At 59.1% G+C, this 15,206-nt stretch carries 9 protein-coding genes and 1 pseudogene; 3 read left to right on the top strand and 7 right to left on the bottom strand.

What is annotated here, in order from left to right; all coding sequences use genetic code 11:
• Positions 1-7 precede the first annotated feature (7 nt).
• Positions 8-1,831 (top strand): sodium-extruding oxaloacetate decarboxylase subunit alpha, encoded by a 1,824-nt coding sequence (gene oadA / locus ACMXYJ_RS01675; protein WP_415758567.1) that lies wholly within the window; start codon positions 8-10, stop codon positions 1,829-1,831.
• A 78-nt stretch (positions 1,832-1,909) separates the two neighbouring features.
• Here oadA and ACMXYJ_RS01680 read toward each other — a convergent pair.
• The 3 genes and pseudogenes from ACMXYJ_RS01680 to ACMXYJ_RS01690 all read right to left on the bottom strand — a co-directional run bounded on the left by ACMXYJ_RS01680 (position 1,910) and on the right by ACMXYJ_RS01690 (position 5,872).
• Positions 1,910-3,997: pseudogene (locus ACMXYJ_RS01680) on the bottom strand (autotransporter outer membrane beta-barrel domain-containing protein).
• 220 nt (positions 3,998-4,217) lie between these two features.
• A complete protein-coding gene (locus ACMXYJ_RS01685; RefSeq protein ID WP_046044976.1) occupies positions 4,218-5,054 on the bottom strand; it encodes an amino acid ABC transporter permease in 837 nt (278 codons plus the stop codon).
• Positions 5,051-5,872 carry an ABC transporter substrate-binding protein gene (locus ACMXYJ_RS01690; protein WP_415758568.1) on the bottom strand — a complete coding sequence of 274 codons (822 nt, stop codon included), beginning with the start codon at positions 5,870-5,872 and terminating at the stop codon, positions 5,051-5,053. The genes ACMXYJ_RS01685 and ACMXYJ_RS01690 overlap by 4 nt, the downstream gene beginning before the upstream one ends.
• Before the next feature lie 112 nt (positions 5,873-5,984).
• On the opposite strand from ACMXYJ_RS01690, the gene ACMXYJ_RS01695 reads away from it, so the two are divergent.
• Positions 5,985-6,884: a homocysteine S-methyltransferase family protein gene (locus tag ACMXYJ_RS01695; RefSeq protein ID WP_415758569.1), complete on the top strand. Its 900-nt coding sequence runs from the start codon at positions 5,985-5,987 to the stop codon at positions 6,882-6,884.
• Between the two features lie 121 nt (positions 6,885-7,005).
• On the opposite strand, the gene ACMXYJ_RS01700 is transcribed toward ACMXYJ_RS01695, so the two are convergent.
• Genes ACMXYJ_RS01700 through ACMXYJ_RS01710 form a run of 3 tightly spaced genes read right to left on the bottom strand, consistent with a single transcriptional unit; the run spans position 7,006 to position 8,774 of the window.
• Positions 7,006-7,677 carry a GNAT family N-acetyltransferase gene (locus ACMXYJ_RS01700; RefSeq protein ID WP_415758570.1) on the bottom strand — a complete coding sequence of 224 codons (672 nt, stop codon included), beginning with the start codon at positions 7,675-7,677 and terminating at the stop codon, positions 7,006-7,008.
• Positions 7,678-7,694: 17 nt separating this feature from the next.
• Positions 7,695-8,141: a GNAT family N-acetyltransferase gene (locus tag ACMXYJ_RS01705; RefSeq protein WP_415758571.1), complete on the bottom strand. Its 447-nt coding sequence runs from the start codon at positions 8,139-8,141 to the stop codon at positions 7,695-7,697.
• 9 nt (positions 8,142-8,150) lie between these two features.
• Positions 8,151-8,774, bottom strand: a complete 624-nt coding sequence (locus tag ACMXYJ_RS01710; protein WP_415758572.1) for an FMN-binding negative transcriptional regulator — start codon at positions 8,772-8,774, stop codon at positions 8,151-8,153.
• 90 nt (positions 8,775-8,864) lie between these two features.
• Between ACMXYJ_RS01710 and ACMXYJ_RS01715 the strand changes: the two genes are divergently transcribed.
• Positions 8,865-10,412, top strand: coding sequence for a PLP-dependent aminotransferase family protein (locus tag ACMXYJ_RS01715; protein ID WP_415758573.1), 1,548 nt, complete (start codon positions 8,865-8,867; stop codon positions 10,410-10,412).
• Between the two features lie 21 nt (positions 10,413-10,433).
• Here ACMXYJ_RS01715 and ACMXYJ_RS01720 read toward each other — a convergent pair whose 3' ends face one another.
• Positions 10,434-15,041: a dermonecrotic toxin domain-containing protein gene (locus ACMXYJ_RS01720; RefSeq protein ID WP_415758574.1), complete on the bottom strand. Its 4,608-nt coding sequence runs from the start codon at positions 15,039-15,041 to the stop codon at positions 10,434-10,436.
• Positions 15,042-15,206: the final 165 nt, after the last annotated feature.

Genomic DNA, 15,206 nt, shown 5'->3' on the forward strand with positions numbered 1-15,206 from the left:
TAGAACAATGAGCAACCCCCCTGTTTCTAAAAAGATAAACGTTACCGACACAATCCTGCGCGACGCCCACCAATCGCTGCTCGCGACCCGCATGCGCACCGAAGACATGCTGCCGATCTGCGACAAGCTCGATAAAGTCGGCTACTGGTCGCTGGAATGCTGGGGCGGCGCGACCTTCGACGCCTGCGTACGCTTCCTCAAAGAAGATCCGTGGGAGCGTCTGCGCCAACTGCGCGCTGCGCTGCCTAACACTCGCCTGCAAATGCTCCTGCGTGGCCAGAACCTGCTGGGCTACCGCCACTACAGCGACGACGTGGTTAAAGCCTTCGTCGCCAAGGCCGCGGTCAACGGCATCGACGTGTTCCGCATCTTCGACGCCATGAACGATGTGCGTAACCTGCGCGTAGCCATTGAAGCCGTAAAAGCGGCGGGCAAACATGCTCAGGGCACCATCGCCTACACCACCAGCCCGGTGCACACCATCGACGCGTTCGTGGCGCAAGCCCGGCAAATGGAAGCCATGGGTTGCGACTCGGTGGCAATCAAGGACATGGCCGGCCTGTTGACTCCGTACGCCACCGGCGAACTGGTCAAGGCGTTGAAATCCGAGCAGTCGCTGCCCGTGTTCATTCACTCCCACGATACCTCTGGCATGGCCACCATGTGCCAGCTCAAGGCTATCGAAAACGGCGCCGACCACATCGACACCGCGATCTCCAGCTTCGCATCCGGCACCAGCCACCCAGGCACCGAATCGATGGTCGCTGCCCTTAAAGGCACCGAATTCGATACAGGCCTGAACCTGGAACTGCTGCAAGAGATCGGTCTGTACTTCTACGCCGTGCGCAAGAAGTACCACCAGTTCGAAAGCGAGTTCACCGCCGTCGACACCCGCGTTCAAGTCAACCAGGTACCGGGCGGGATGATTTCAAACCTGGCCAACCAGTTGAAAGAGCAGGGCGCCCTGAACCGCATGAGCGAAGTGCTTGCCGAAATCCCGCGCGTTCGTGAAGACCTTGGTTTCCCGCCGCTGGTGACCCCGACTTCGCAGATCGTCGGTACCCAGGCGTTCTTCAACGTGCTGGCCGGCGAGCGCTACAAGACCATCACCAACGAAGTGAAGCTTTACCTGCAAGGCGGCTATGGCAAGGCGCCGGGCACCGTGAACGAAAAACTGCGTCGCCAGGCGATCGGCAGCGAAGAAGTGATCGACGTGCGTCCGGCTGACCTGCTCAAGCCGGAGATGACCAAACTGCGTGCCGAAATCGGTAACGTCGCCAAGTCTGAAGAAGACGTGCTGACCTACGCCATGTTCCCGGACATCGGTCGCAAGTTCCTCGAAGAACGCGCCGCCGGCACCCTGACGCCTGAAGTGCTGCTACCGATTCCTGAAGCCGGCGGCGTGACCTCGGCCGGTGGCGAAGGCGTGCCGACCGAGTTCGTCATCGACGTCCACGGCGAAACCTACCGCGTCGACATCACCGGTGTCGGCGTCAAGGCTGAAGGCAAGCGCCACTTCTACCTGTCGATCGACGGCATGCCGGAAGAAGTGGTGTTCGAACCGCTCAACGAATTCGTCGGCGGCGGCAGCAGCAAGCGCAAGCAAGCCACTGCACCGGGCCACGTCAGCACTACCATGCCGGGCAACATCGTCGACGTGCTGGTCAAGGAAGGCGATACCGTGAAAGCCGGCCAGTCCGTGCTGATCACCGAAGCGATGAAGATGGAAACCGAAGTCCAGGCGGCCATCGCCGGCAAAGTCACCGCCATCCACGTGGCCAAGGGCGACCGGGTGAACCCGGGCGAAATCCTGATCGAGATCGAAGGCTGAGTTAACAGCCTCGATATACCGCTTTAAACCTCGGGGGGGCACGTGCTCCCCTTTTTTTTCGCCCCGGGTTTGTGGCTGTTAGAAACTCATTCGCCACTGACCCGTCACGCCGTGGTTTCGGCTATCGGTGCCGATCTCACCAGTGAGGCCGACGCCCAGGGTGTGTTTTGCTGACAATCCAAGGTCCAGCCCAGCATCGACCAGCAGACTGTCACGATCCAGCGGCGCGCCAGAAACGGTGAAGTTTTTTCCGCCCGTCACCAATCGTTGGCGGGTATCGCTGTAGACGTCCCCGTAAGTGTGTTTCCAGCCGGCACTGAACCGTGGCGTCAGTTTCATGCCGTTATCCAGCGTGTTGAGCTTCGCCAGCCGCAGGCCAAATGTGCTGTTCATGTTGTTCTGGGTTTGACCATGGACCTTCAGCGCCGCTGCGCCGCCTTTTTCTGTGTAAGTGTCGCGCTGATAGCGTTGGTAGCCCAGGCTGGCAAACGGTTCGATGCTGACGTTCGCTTGGCCCAGGTTGTAACCCAATTCCGCAAAAGCCTGCTGGGTGTTGGCATCGTAACGGCCTTCGGGGCGGTCGCTGAAACCTTTGAAGGCAACCCGGCGTTTAGTGCTGCCGTCGTGGCTGCTATAGGTCGCGCCCAGGCGCAGTGACATGGGTCCGTTTTGACGCAGGGCATAAGCTCCCAAATGCCAGCTGTCGAGATCGCCGTCGAGTCCGCGGCTGTCCAGGCGCGTTTCGGATTTGCCGCTCATTACACCGATGCGCCATTCCTCATCAATGCCCCAATCTGCGCCCAAAACCAGGCCTTGGGTGGAGTGTTTCAGAGCGTCGTAATCGCGATCCAGCGTCCCGCCGTGACCCAATGCTTGAAGCCAGACTCGGCCATTGTCCTCGCTGCCGGCGGCCAGGCGTGGTGCATTGCGCCTGGTGGAATTGCTGTAGCTACTGGCGCTGTCCAGCTGACGCATGGCCGAGAGCATGGTCGCGCTGATTGGGCTGTCACTGTTCAGGGTCGCCTTCGCAAGGTTGGCGTTCTGGCCGCCGTCCAGTTGGTCGATGGCCTGGGAGGCTGTTTCGGTGGTGGAGGCAAGTAGGGCCGTGACAGCGGCATTCGCGGTATTAGGAGGTGTCTGCGCCGTCGGACTGGTTTTGGGCTCTTCAATACTGCGGGCGAGTTCCCGACCGTTATCGCTGGTCGCGGCATTCTCGATAGGCACTTCGTTGCGAGCGTAGGTCAGGCGGACGGCCTTTTCGTCGCTGTAATCCGGGTTGGCCGTCATGAATGCGAGATTGTTTTCGATATTGCCGAAATGCCCATCGACCTTATCGGCCTCGATAACGGTGTACTGGGTGGTTTGCGGATAGTCACCCGGTGCTGCGATGATTCTCAGGGTTGCACCGCCCAGGCTGGCGGTACCGTCGACTTTGATTGTTTCGTGACGGCCGTCGGGATTGACTTCATAGGCGAGTACAGCGGTCTTGGAGCGGTTCAAGTCACCTTTGACCTTTGGGGCGCCATGCAAGCTGTTCACGTTGAGACGGCCCTGCACATCCAGGCTAGCGACGGTGCCCGCTCCTGCAAAAGTGCCTTCCTCGTAGACGTCCACATGGCCCTTTATATCGCCGTTGTTGAAGAGCGTTCCGGCTGCAATCGCTCCGCCTTCGATTTCTCCTTTATTGGTCAGTATCCCGTCATTCAGCACCAACACACCTTCGTGAAAATCTCCTGTGCTGGTTAGTGTCCAAGATCCTTGGGAAACATACAGACCGTTGAAGTTGCGGGTGTTCCCCAATTGGCCACCGTCGGTACCAATAAGTTGTATGGCGTTGGTTCCTTTGCCGCCATCGACCCGACCTTCGAAGCTTCCACCATTCTTGATGATGATGAGGTCATCTCGGTCTTCCGGTCTTACGGAAATACCTCGCCGAGCAGGTTGGGGCGAATCAATCTCCTTCTTGAAGGTGCTGTCCGCATTGATAAAGGCTTGGAGCCGGGAAAACGGTTTCGGTATAGATTCCGGCCGCTTGGTTTCCTCAGCGAGGCCCGTCGGTTCAGCTTGCTCTGGTAGTTCTTGGGCGTTTGTAAATTAAGCGCAACCCAGCGCAAGCGCAACGGCCAGCGCCAGGTGTTTTGGTCGGTATTTATGTTGAACGGACATCGAATTCGGCCTCTGTTGACTGGAGGCCAAACTCTAAGAGGCAGGCTATAGGTGCCGATGTCAGCTGCTTCCCGCAGGTTTGCGGGGGTTGTCAGAAGGTTGTGTAGAAAATTGCCAGTCTCCTGAGGAAGGCTGTTTTTACTGTTCGAGCTGACGCTTTTTCTTACAACAAATCGAGACATGGTCGGCTATCGCAACTCGGAAACTCATCTGCCTTTCGCTAACTACGGCTCAAATACGCCTTCCCATAATGCCGCTCCATCCGCGCCTGAATCAGCTCCAACCCGATCGACATCACCCAATAAATCACCGCCGCCGTCGTCAGCATCTCGATGTAGCGATAGCTCGAGCGCCCATACGATTGCGCCAGAAACATCACCTCCCAAACCCCCATCACCGAGATCAGCGACGAGTCTTTGAGCATCGAGATGAATTGGTTGGTGGTCGGCGGGATGATGGTGCGCATGGCTTGGGGCAGGGTGACGCGCCAGAAGATCACGGTTTCGCGCATGCCCAGGGCCAGGGACGCTTCGCGTTGGCCGTGGGGGACGCCGAGGATGCCGGCGCGGAAGATTTCGCTCAGGTACGCGCCGTAGTTCAGCGACAGGGCGATGATGCCGGCGGCGATGGCGCCCGGGACGATGCCGAGTTGTGGCAGGCCGAGGTAGATCAGCAGGATCTGGATCAGTAGCGGTGTGCCACGAAAGAACGAGGCATAGAAGCTCGCAATCCCGAAGGCCACGGCGCTTTTCGACAGCCGCGCCAGGGCGGTGATGAAGCCCAGCAGCGAGGAGGTCACGATCGAGCACAGGCACAAGAACAACGTCAGCGCCGCGCCCTGCAAAAAGCCGTTAGGTGCCAGGTGCAGACCGATCAGGTTCGGCAGTTTGTCGAGGATGATCGAGAACTTCAGGTCGAAGCTCAGGAAGAAACTGGCGAACAACCCGAGCATCGCTGCCCAGGTCAGGTACAGCCGCGTGCGGAAACCGAAGATCCGTTGCAACAGCGACTCAGCCACCGGTTGTGGCGGCTGGGGAGGTTTGGGGAAAGATGTCATTTGCTGATGTCGGCGCCGATCCATTTCTGCGAGAGCTTGCTCAGGGTGCCGTCCTGTTTCAGCTGAGCGAAGACGTCACGCACTTTGGCGTCCCACTGGGCGTCGCCTTTTTCAATGGCCACCGAGTTTGGCTCCGAGTACAGCGGCTCGCCGGCGAGCTTGAAGCGTTTGTCTTCGGTCAGGCGCGGTTGCGCGGTGACAAGGTTGGTGAGGATCGCGTCCAGCCGCACGCCAGCGCCCAGGCCAAGGTCCTGGAATGCCACGTTGTCAGTGTCATACGGCGCGATCTGCACGTTCTCGAACGGGTACTGCAATTGAGTGTCTTCGGCGCCTTCGATCACCAGGTTCTTGTTCAGGTAGCTTTCGTAGCTGGAGGCGCTGGTGAGGCCGACTTTCTTGCCACTCAGGTCTTTGGCACTGTGGATGCTGTCGTCCTTGGCGTTGACCACGATCACGGCTGGCGAGGCGTAGTACTCGACCGGGAAGTCGAAAACTTCGGCGCGGGCCTTGCTCGGGGTCATGGAGCAGATGCAGATGTCGTAGCGCCCACTCCAGCGGCCGGCGGCGATCACGTCCCAGGACGGGGTTTCGAGGCGCAGTTTGACGCCCAGTTTGTCTGCCACGGCCTTGGCCACATCGACGTCGAAGCCATCGAGCTGGTTCTGATCATTGAGGAACGAGAAGGGTGGGTAGCTTTCCATCAACACGCCCACGAGCTCTTTCTTTTTTTCGATGCGATCCAGCGTGGCGCCGCCAAAGGCTTGGGTGGAGGCAGCCAGAATCGTCAGGCCCAGGGCCAGGAGTGGTTGGAATTTCACAGTCGATCCCTGATAAAAAAGAGGTTGTTATTAACCGGATGGTGCGTATTAAATAGTTATAAGAACGACTCTGATAGTGAGTTATTTTCATAAGCTTATGAGTGAAAAGCATATGGGCGCAGCAAGCACAGTAATTCTGGATGGCGGCATGGGTCGTGAGTTGCAGCGTCGAGGTGCGCCGTTCAGACAGCCCGAGTGGTCGGCGCTGGCCTTGAGCGAAGCGCCGCAAGCGGTGGAGGCGGTGCACGCGGCTTATATCGAAAGCGGTGCCAACGTGATCACCAGCAACAGTTACGCGGTGGTGCCGTTTCATATTGGCGAAGAGCGTTTTGCAGCCGAAGGGCAGGCGCTCGCGGCGTTGGCCGGTGAGCTGGCTCGGCGCGCGGTAGAGGCTTCCGGCAAACCGGTGCGTGTGGCCGGTTCATTGCCCCCGCTGTTTGGTTCCTACCGTCCGGACCTTTTCGATGCTGCTCGGGCGACTGAATTGTTGGCGCCGCTGGTGAAGGGGCTCGCGCCTCATGTCGATCTGTGGCTGGCAGAAACCCAGAGTTCGATTGTTGAAGCGCGAGCGATCCATGCGGGTCTACCGAAGGACGGCAAGCCGTTTTGGCTGTCGTTTACCTTGAAGGATGAGGACACGGACGAAGTGCCGCGCTTGCGTTCGGGCGAGCCTGTGGCTGAAGCCGCCGCCGTGGCGGCTGAGCTGGGCGTCGAGACATTGCTGTTCAACTGCAGCCAGCCGGAAGTAATCGGTGCTGCGATTGATGCCGCGCGGGAAACCTTTGAGCGTTTGGGGGTGAAGATTCACATCGGCGCCTACGCCAATGCCTTCCCGCCGCAACCGAAAGAGGCCACGGCCAACGACGGTCTGGACCCGTTGCGTGACGATCTCGATCCGCCGGGTTATTTGCAGTGGGCGGCTGATTGGAAAGAACGCGGCGCCAGTCATTTGGGTGGTTGCTGCGGGATTGGGCCGGAGCATATTGCAGTGTTAGCCCAGAAATTAGCGTGAAGCCAATCGCGAGCAGGCTCGCTCCCACAGGGATTTTCGGTGAACGCAATATTGGGGATCGCCGCAGATCAATTGTGGGAGTGAGCCTGCTCGCGATGGCGTCCGTCCAGGCGCTACCGAATTAGGTGCGGCACTCCGCCAACGTTTTCACCTGCCCCGAATCCGTCTGGTTCTCATCGGACAGCCAGCGCTCAAACCCCGCCCCGATCGCCGGCCATTCCGAGTCCAGAATCGAATACCACGCCGTATCCCGGTTCTGACCCTTGACCACCATGTGCTGGCGGAACACGCCTTCAAAACTGAACCCCAGCCGCTCGGCCGCGTATTTGGAGCGGGCATTGCCGTTGTTGCACTTCCACTCCAGACGGCGATAACCCAGCGCAAAGGATTCCTTGGCCAGCAAATAAACAGCCTCGGTACTTTTCGGCGAGCGCTGCATTGGCGCGCCAAACGTGACATGGCCGATCTCGATCCGACCTTGTGAAGGAACAATCGACATCAAACTGAGGATGCCTTGCACATCGCCGCTGGCACGGTCGATCACGCTGAAGAAATACGGGTCGCTATTGGCCGCATGATTGTTTAGCCAATCGTTGAACACGCTGCGCTCCGGGAAAGGACCGTAAGGCAAATAGTCCCAGAGTTTCGGGTCGGCACCCGGGCCTTGCAGGGCCTTCCACAAACCGTCGGCGTGACGCGCCGGGTCGAGTTTTTCCAGGCGGATGAAACGCCCTTCGATGGTTTGGACGGATGGCGCCGGGACGCCTTTCCAGTCGGCGAGCGAAGTCGACATGCTGTTCTCCTTGAACGTTAAAGGGCTTTGCGAAACTGGATGAAACCGGGACGTTCGGCGATGCGCTCGTAGAGCTGAATCGCTGTGGCGTTGGTTTCGTGGGTCAGCCAGTGGACCTTGCCGCAACCGTCCTCTTTGGCTGTGGCGTAAACGAATTCGATCAACTGCCGGCCAACGCCAGTGCCACGGGTTTCCGGCACTACCAGCAAGTCTTGCAGGTAGCAGGAGTTTTCGATGCTCCAGTTTGAACGATGGTAGATGAAATGCACCATGCCCACCGCTTTGCCATCGGCCCAGGCCAGCGCGGCATGGGTCGGTTCGCTCGGGTCGAGCAGGCGCTGCCAGGTGCTTTGGGTGACGGCCTCAGGCAGTTCAGTGTTGTAGAAACGCAGGTACGCTTGCCACAAGGGTAACCAGGCGGCGTGATCGTCGGCGGTGACCTGGCGGATGTCGATCTGACTCATGTTCATTCCTTAACGCATCAAGTGGGCGAGGGCCTGGTCGTGCACATCAGGGCTGGCGGCAAGCCCCTCGCGCACACCGGTGATGTCTGCAGCGTTGCGGTTCTGGCTGAGCTTGCGCTTGCCTTCCAGGCGCTGGATCGGCAAGGCAAAACCGACGATGGCCTTGAGCATCCCGTCAATGTAGTCGGCGGGGGCATCGGCGACTTTCCATGGATTGACGCGATCCGCTTCATGACGATCAGTCAGCGCGCTGACCAGGGTGCGCAGGCGATCGGCGTCGGTGAACACTTCGGCTGTGCCGTACGCGTGCACGGCGACGTAGTTCCAGGTCGGCACCACTTTGCCGTGCTCGGCTTTGCTCGGGTAAAACCCCGGGCTGACGTAAGCGTCGGCGCCGGCAAAAATCACCAGGGCTTCGGCGCCGTTCTGCAATTCCCGCCATTGCGGATTGGCCTTGGCGAAGTGTCCGTAAAGGGTGCCATTCGGGCCCTGGTCTGAACTCAACAGCAGCGGCAAATGGCTGGCTTGCAGACCTTGTTCCCCGTGTGTGACCAACACAGCGAGGCGGGTGCCGAGTATCTGCTGGTGCAGTTCATGCAAATCATCGATGGCAAAGCTGCTTGGCGTGTACATGGAGATTTTCCTTGGCGAATGCCTGCATCCTAGGCAGGCTAATGGTCTGTTGTAAGAGCCATTAACGACCAATTTCATAGGTCCATTGCCATGACCAGCGAGCCATTGTCCTTGTCATTCAACCCGGCGGGCATCGAACTCGATCGCCGCCAGGGTTTGAGTCGTCAGCTCTATCAAGCCTTGCGGGTGCGAGTGCTCGACGGTCGTCTGGCCAGTGGTACGCGATTACCCGCCAGTCGTGATCTGGCGGCGGCGTTGTCGATTTCCCGAAACAGTGTGGTCCGGGCCTACGATCAGCTCTACGCCGAGGGCTTTATTGAAGGGCGCGTGGGCGATGGGACGTATGTCGCACAATTGCCTCAATCAGTGTTGCCGGTGAAAAAACTATCCACAAAAGTATCCACAGGGTTGTCAACAGGGTTACCCACAGCCTTATCCACAAATTGGCTGGATTTACCTGTGGTTTCATCCAGCAAAGTTATCCACAGCGGCGCATTGGGGCGGGTTGAAAGGAATCATTTGGCCCTGCCTCCCGTCGGTCCACCCCGCGCATTTCGTGTGGGCGTTCCGGCTTTTGATCTGTTCCCTTTCGAGGTCTGGGCCAAGCTGAATGCGGCTTTCTGGCGTAAACCGGATCTCCAGCAGCTGTGTTACGGCGATCCAGCGGGCGATGCTCGATTACGCGGCCTGATTGCCGCGTATTTGCGCAGCTCCCGGGGGATGCAGTGCACGGCTGAGCAAATAGTGATCACCAGTGGCGCACAGCAGGGGATTAGCCTTTGTGCACAGCTGTTGGTAGAGCCCGGCGATGGCGTGGCGATTGAGAATCCGGGGTATAGGGCGGCGGGTCATGCGTTCGCCGTGGCCGGTGCGCGATTACACGGGGTGGCGGTGGACAGCGAGGGCATCGATTGCAGCGAATTGAATGGGCTCAACGATTGTCGATTGGCGTATGTCACGCCGTCGCATCAGTACCCGACCGGGGTGGTGATGAGCCTGGCGCGGCGCCTTGAACTGTTGGCCTGGGCCGAGCGCACCCAAGGCTGGATCGTCGAGGACGACTACGATGGCGAGTACCGTTACAGCGGCGCGCCACTGGCCCCATTGGCGGCGCTCGACCGGCAGGGACGGGTCTTGTATGTCGGGACTTTTGGCAAAGTCGCCTTTCCGGCGCTGCGTCTCGGGTATCTGGTGCTGCCACCGGCGCTCGTGGATGCGTTTTCGCAACGTCGGGCGGTGGATGTCCGGCATTCGGAAGTGAGCACCCAAGCGGTGATGGCCGAGTTCATGGCGGCCGGGCACTTTCAGCGACATATCCGCCGTATGCGGCGCGCGGCCCTGAGCCGGCGAAATACCTTGCTGGCCGGTTGGCCGCAGGGCATTTGCGGGGTGGGCAGCCTGCCGACGGTTGCGGCAGGGCTGCATTTGACGGTGACTGTCGACTCCCGGGCCCTTGAGCAGGACCTGATCGAAAAAGCCGCCAGTGTCGATGTCGAGATCAATGGTCTGAGCAGTTACTGGCTACCGGAATCAAGCACCCCGGTGGACCAGCGAGCGGGGCTGGTCCTGGGGTTTGCGGCGGTGCCCGAGACTGCGATCAGCGAAGCGCTCGCACGCCTGAAAAGTGTCTGGCGCTGACGGTCATGGTCGTCACCGGATTCAGGAGAGAAAGAGAGAAGAGGCCAGTTGAGGACTGATCTCCGACCGATAAATCGAAATCGCCTGCGCATCGCTGGTGGCGCCCCGCACGTCGTACTGCCCCCCGAGGTTGCGCTGCTGAGCGGTTTTCAGATGCGCCGCGGTGAAGTCATGAACCGGCGAATCGGGCTTCGGGTAATGGAAGTGGGCGTACCACAAAACCTGGCGGGTGCCGGAGTCGAGAATCGCGTACTCCAGCAGATAATCCTTTTTGTGGCTTTTGAGCCGACGTCTGCGGGTCGTATCGGGTTTGGAAATCTCGACCTCGTTTTTGCTTTTGAGCCATTCGACGCGGGCGGCAGTGGGCGGTTGTTGCTTGGTCATCTCGACCCGTTTGCGCCGACCTTCTTCGTAAAGCGCGTTCGCCGCCTGCTCAAGTTGCAGTTGCAGGGGGGAGGGACCTTCGATCTGGAGTTCAGTGCTGTTGCTGGTGGTAGGTTTTTGATCGATCTCACTCATGGCGTTGCGTAGTCGAGAGGCGTATTGGTAGTAAATTTCCTCGATCTCTTTGGGGATGCGTGGCACTCGCTTGATGTCGGCCTCGGTGCGCTTTTTGAAGGCGGTCACGCCATCAAGCAGTGCCTTGCTTGCCTGAATGCTCTTGTTCACGTCAGGCTTGGGTTTGACCTCGACGGTTTTTTTGGTGGTGTTTCGTTCGAGCCACACGCCTGGGGTCTTTTCGTGGAACGTGGCAATGACTTTCCCCGTCATTGGAGAAATCACGTCCACCAGGCCGGAATCCTGGCCAGCCGCATTGTTGCGGGTCTGCCCGACCACAGTGCCTTTGAAACGGGTCTTGATGATGCGCTTGACGGGGACCGCGGCCGCCCGCGACGGGCCGGGCTGTGGCTCGATGATCTGGCGCTCGCGCAACAAGGTTGCCAGGTGCTTCACCGCGTCTTGATTGAAGGCAGCGACGCGTTTGCGCATCAGGTCGAGGGAGGGCTGTGACAACTCCTCCGGATAGTCAGTGGGCAGGCCGGCGATGTGCTCGTCCACGGTTGCAAATTGTTCCAGCAGATCACTAAGTGCATCGATTCGTTCGGCCAGACGAAGGACATCATCATCTGCCGCCAGATCCATTGACGACTGGATCGTCAGGCCGGCGTTTTCGACCACGCCTTCCAACGCCGCACGGGCATCGGCTGTGGCCAGCGTGCCGCTGTCGTTCAGACACAACTCCTGAGCCATGCTGATCTGCAACAGCTTCAAGTTCTGCAACGCGAACGGCGGCAGCGCCGCTTTGAAGCGACGGGTGACGTCGGCAGCTTCTTTGCCAAGCAGGCTGAGCTCACTAAAACGCGAGTGGGCAAACTCGATTTTGTTGATATAGGTTTCGGTCAGCTCACTCGTGTGTTGGTGGATTTGCCGAGGGGGACGCGGGTCGTCGAGCGCGTCGTTATTTATCAATGCGAGAGAGAGGCCCATCTGCTTTTCGAAAGTGGTTTTTTGTTGGCGAAACCAATGCATTGCCAGTGATAGCTGAAACTCCAGGCGACTGATCATCGCGGACCTGAAATTGGGAATCGTCTCAAGAGCGTTGTAGGTTTTTATCAGCTCGATGTTGGTGCTGATCGCCATTAGCTGTGAGTCGATCGCATCCAGAAAATGCTGGGTGCTCTCACTGCTGGGGGCCGACACCAACGCAGCTTCAGCAGCGTTGAGCTGCGTCGAAAAGGCGGCCTTTTGCCCCTCGAATGCCATGATTTGTTCCTTGAGTTTGACCCTGTGCTGCTTGTTGGCTTTTTGCAGCTGTTCCCTTCTACCCCCGCCTCTGAGCCTTAAGCGAGTATCGATAAACCACTGGCCCTTGGCGTTCCTGATCAGCAACGGCCCTGTGCGGTGGGGAGACTGGCGCGAGTCGATGATCTGCACGTCACTGTTGTCATTGAGCGTGACTTCGAACCATCTGTGGGCAACCTTGGCGTACCATTTTTTGTTGAGCGTACTCAGGTGCTGATAAGGGCCTGTGTCCTGCGATGGGAAGGAGACGCCTTTGGGTTCCGCGATGGCCAGCCCGTCCAGAAAAACGCCCAGATCCGTGGCCGGGAGTGCAGCGGTCGCGTGAACGTAGATTTCGTGGGACGACGGTAGCTGTGTGGCGGTGACGTCGGGCAATCGAGCGACCGTGATCTTCGTCGCCGTGGTTTCGGGTGTCGGGAGGCTGATCGCGGTTTTCTCGGACGACCGCAAACGTGGGGCGTACCGGGCCGCTGCCTGGTGGGCGAGGACCATGCCGAGGGTCAGCAATAAATCGGTCAGCGCGGTGGCGGACTGTTGGCTGTCGTTGTTTTCCTGACCGTCGACCACTTCCTGCAGGTCGTCCAGGATCTGCCAGATCCAGGCGGCGGTGCCGGCGGTACGCCCCAGGAACGGCAAGGCCAGGTTGAACAGCATCCATGCGCCTTGCTTGAACGTTTCCCAGCGAGCCTCGGCGTTGGACACCGTTTGCCGGTCGGCGAGGGTAATCAAGGCATTGGCGTTGGCGTTGAACATCGCCACCACAGGGTCTTCGTCGAGCAGACTTGCTGCGAGCGAAACCCTGCCCATGCTGGCAAACACCGAAGTGGGGTCGACCAGTAATTGTGTCAGCGTCCAGGCGGATGGCAACTTGCCGGGGAATACGTATTGGGAGTAGTTGAAGCGCACATCATCCGCTAGCCAGGCCAGTACCGATTCGCGCAGGGATCTGTCCTGTTTGATCGCATACAGCAGGTTCGCCTCGCCGGGATACTGAATCAACGGCGGATCGAGCAAGGGACGGTAAAGCAGGCAAGGGCCCTGATCGGCATGACGCGGCCCGATAACGAACATGTTGGCGACTTCATCGCCGAGGCTGTCTTTGCTCTCACCGGTGATAAACGCCAATGGGCGGATGACGATTTTCTGTTCATCCACAAAGCGTTCGGCGGGGTTTTCCAGCATGGCCGCGGCGGTGTATCGATAGCCGCGCTCATCGATGCCGCGCTCGCCACGAATTTTGAATTGCAGCGCCTGCAGAGGTAACTGAACGCGCAGATGCCGGACGTACAGCGCCTGACGTTCCAGGGTTTGTGCCGGGTCGCTTAACAGTTGGCGTTTGATCAGCGCGGGGTAGGTTTCACCGATGTTGAGCGTGGTCACCAGCGTTTCCAGGTAGGCCGCGGTCATCCAGTCCGGCACGGCGGCCCCCGTTTTGTCCTGCACGGTTTTGTTGCCCAACGGCACGGCAACAAGATTTTGCAGGGCCAGCTCGACCAGCGACAGCGTAAGATTTTGCGTCTTGCCGGGTACTATCACCGTCCCCAGCACAGCCACACTGGTGATGCTGATTTGAATGTTTTCAAGGTTCACGGGCGCTGTTTGCGGATGATCAATGTCCATCTGTTTGCGCAGGGCTTGTAACGTGAATTGCGTGAGGGACGGAATGGCGTCCAGGAAGGATTTTCCACCGTCTTGCTCGCGCAGTTGCGCGAGGTCCATCAAGTGGCGGCTGTAGCGGGTGAGATCGGCAGGCTCGGCATTTTTCAGCCAGTCAGGCACGAGTGTCTGGACCTTGCTGAAGTGCGATGTCGGCAGGGCGTGAAAGTCGGAAAAGCTGTTGGTAGCCGCACTGACCTGAGCGGAAAACCCCGGCAGGGACGCGCTCGGATCGTCAGCCAGAGAGCCTATCGCTTCGGCCTCCAGCGCAATCAAGGCGCAGGCCTGGTGATGGAAAAAATTTCCGGAGGGTTCATACAGACGCCACTGCACCGTGCGGTGGGTCATTGAACCGCCGATACGCTTGAGCAGCGTGCCACCCAGCGCCTCAAGAGAATCGTATTGCTTGAAGCCTTCAGCCAGTGAATGGGTGAGCACGAGGTTGCGACTGCCTGATGTCCCGACGAGCACGCAGATGTCCAGAACCTGCAGATGCTGCTTCGTCTGGCCTTGTACGGCATCGATATCGGCATCGATATCGGCATCGGTATCGATATCGATATCGATATCGATCAGGCAGGCCTTGGTCAGGTATTTGTCCTGTACCCGTCGGGTGGCCCGGTCGGGGTCAATGAAAACGCCGTGGGCCATGACCTTTTGATCGGCGTCCCAACCGGGAACGGTATCGATGTTCCAGATGTTTTGCAGCGACACCGACAGTTGATGCCAGCGAGGCGTGTCCGGGCGAATGGCCTGATTCCAGTAATCGAGTTGTTGTTGCTGATAGGCAATGAAGAGCAATGGCGCGAGCTCATTGATCAGGCAGCCGATGGCATCGATTTTCACCGGCAGTTGGGTGGCTGGCTCGTCGCCGGGGTGCAAGGTCAGAAAGTGTTCACCGTCGATGTACGTCACGGTCGTGGCATACAGCCCGGTTCGCACCAGCGCATCAGTGAGGGATTCGAACCGGTTGTTGCCGGGTACGACGCGATCACCCGTGATCCGCCAGGTGGGCGTGACGACGATGGCGACAGTCGGGTCGATCTGCAACTGTGGATAAAGACGATCGAGTTCGGGGCGTAAAGCGGTAGCGGCGACCTCCCGGATCGAGGGGCCGGTAACCAGTTGGGTCAGGACATCTTCTGCATTCGGCGAAGGGGTCTTGGGCATTGGGGTCTCCTGGCTGAGCGTGCAACCCGTTATGGGGTGCACAGTGCTGAGGCAGGGACGGTATCGGTTCGGTTGACGGGGCTGGCGGTACATAAATATCGCGCTAAGCCGTAACGCGATCTGTAGCAGCTGGCGAAGCCTGCTGCTACAGGAGCGTGTTTTGCC

Origin of the sequence: Pseudomonas arabinosi (assembly GCF_047758675.1) — a bacterium.
GTDB lineage: Bacteria > Pseudomonadota > Gammaproteobacteria > Pseudomonadales > Pseudomonadaceae > Aquipseudomonas > Aquipseudomonas arabinosi.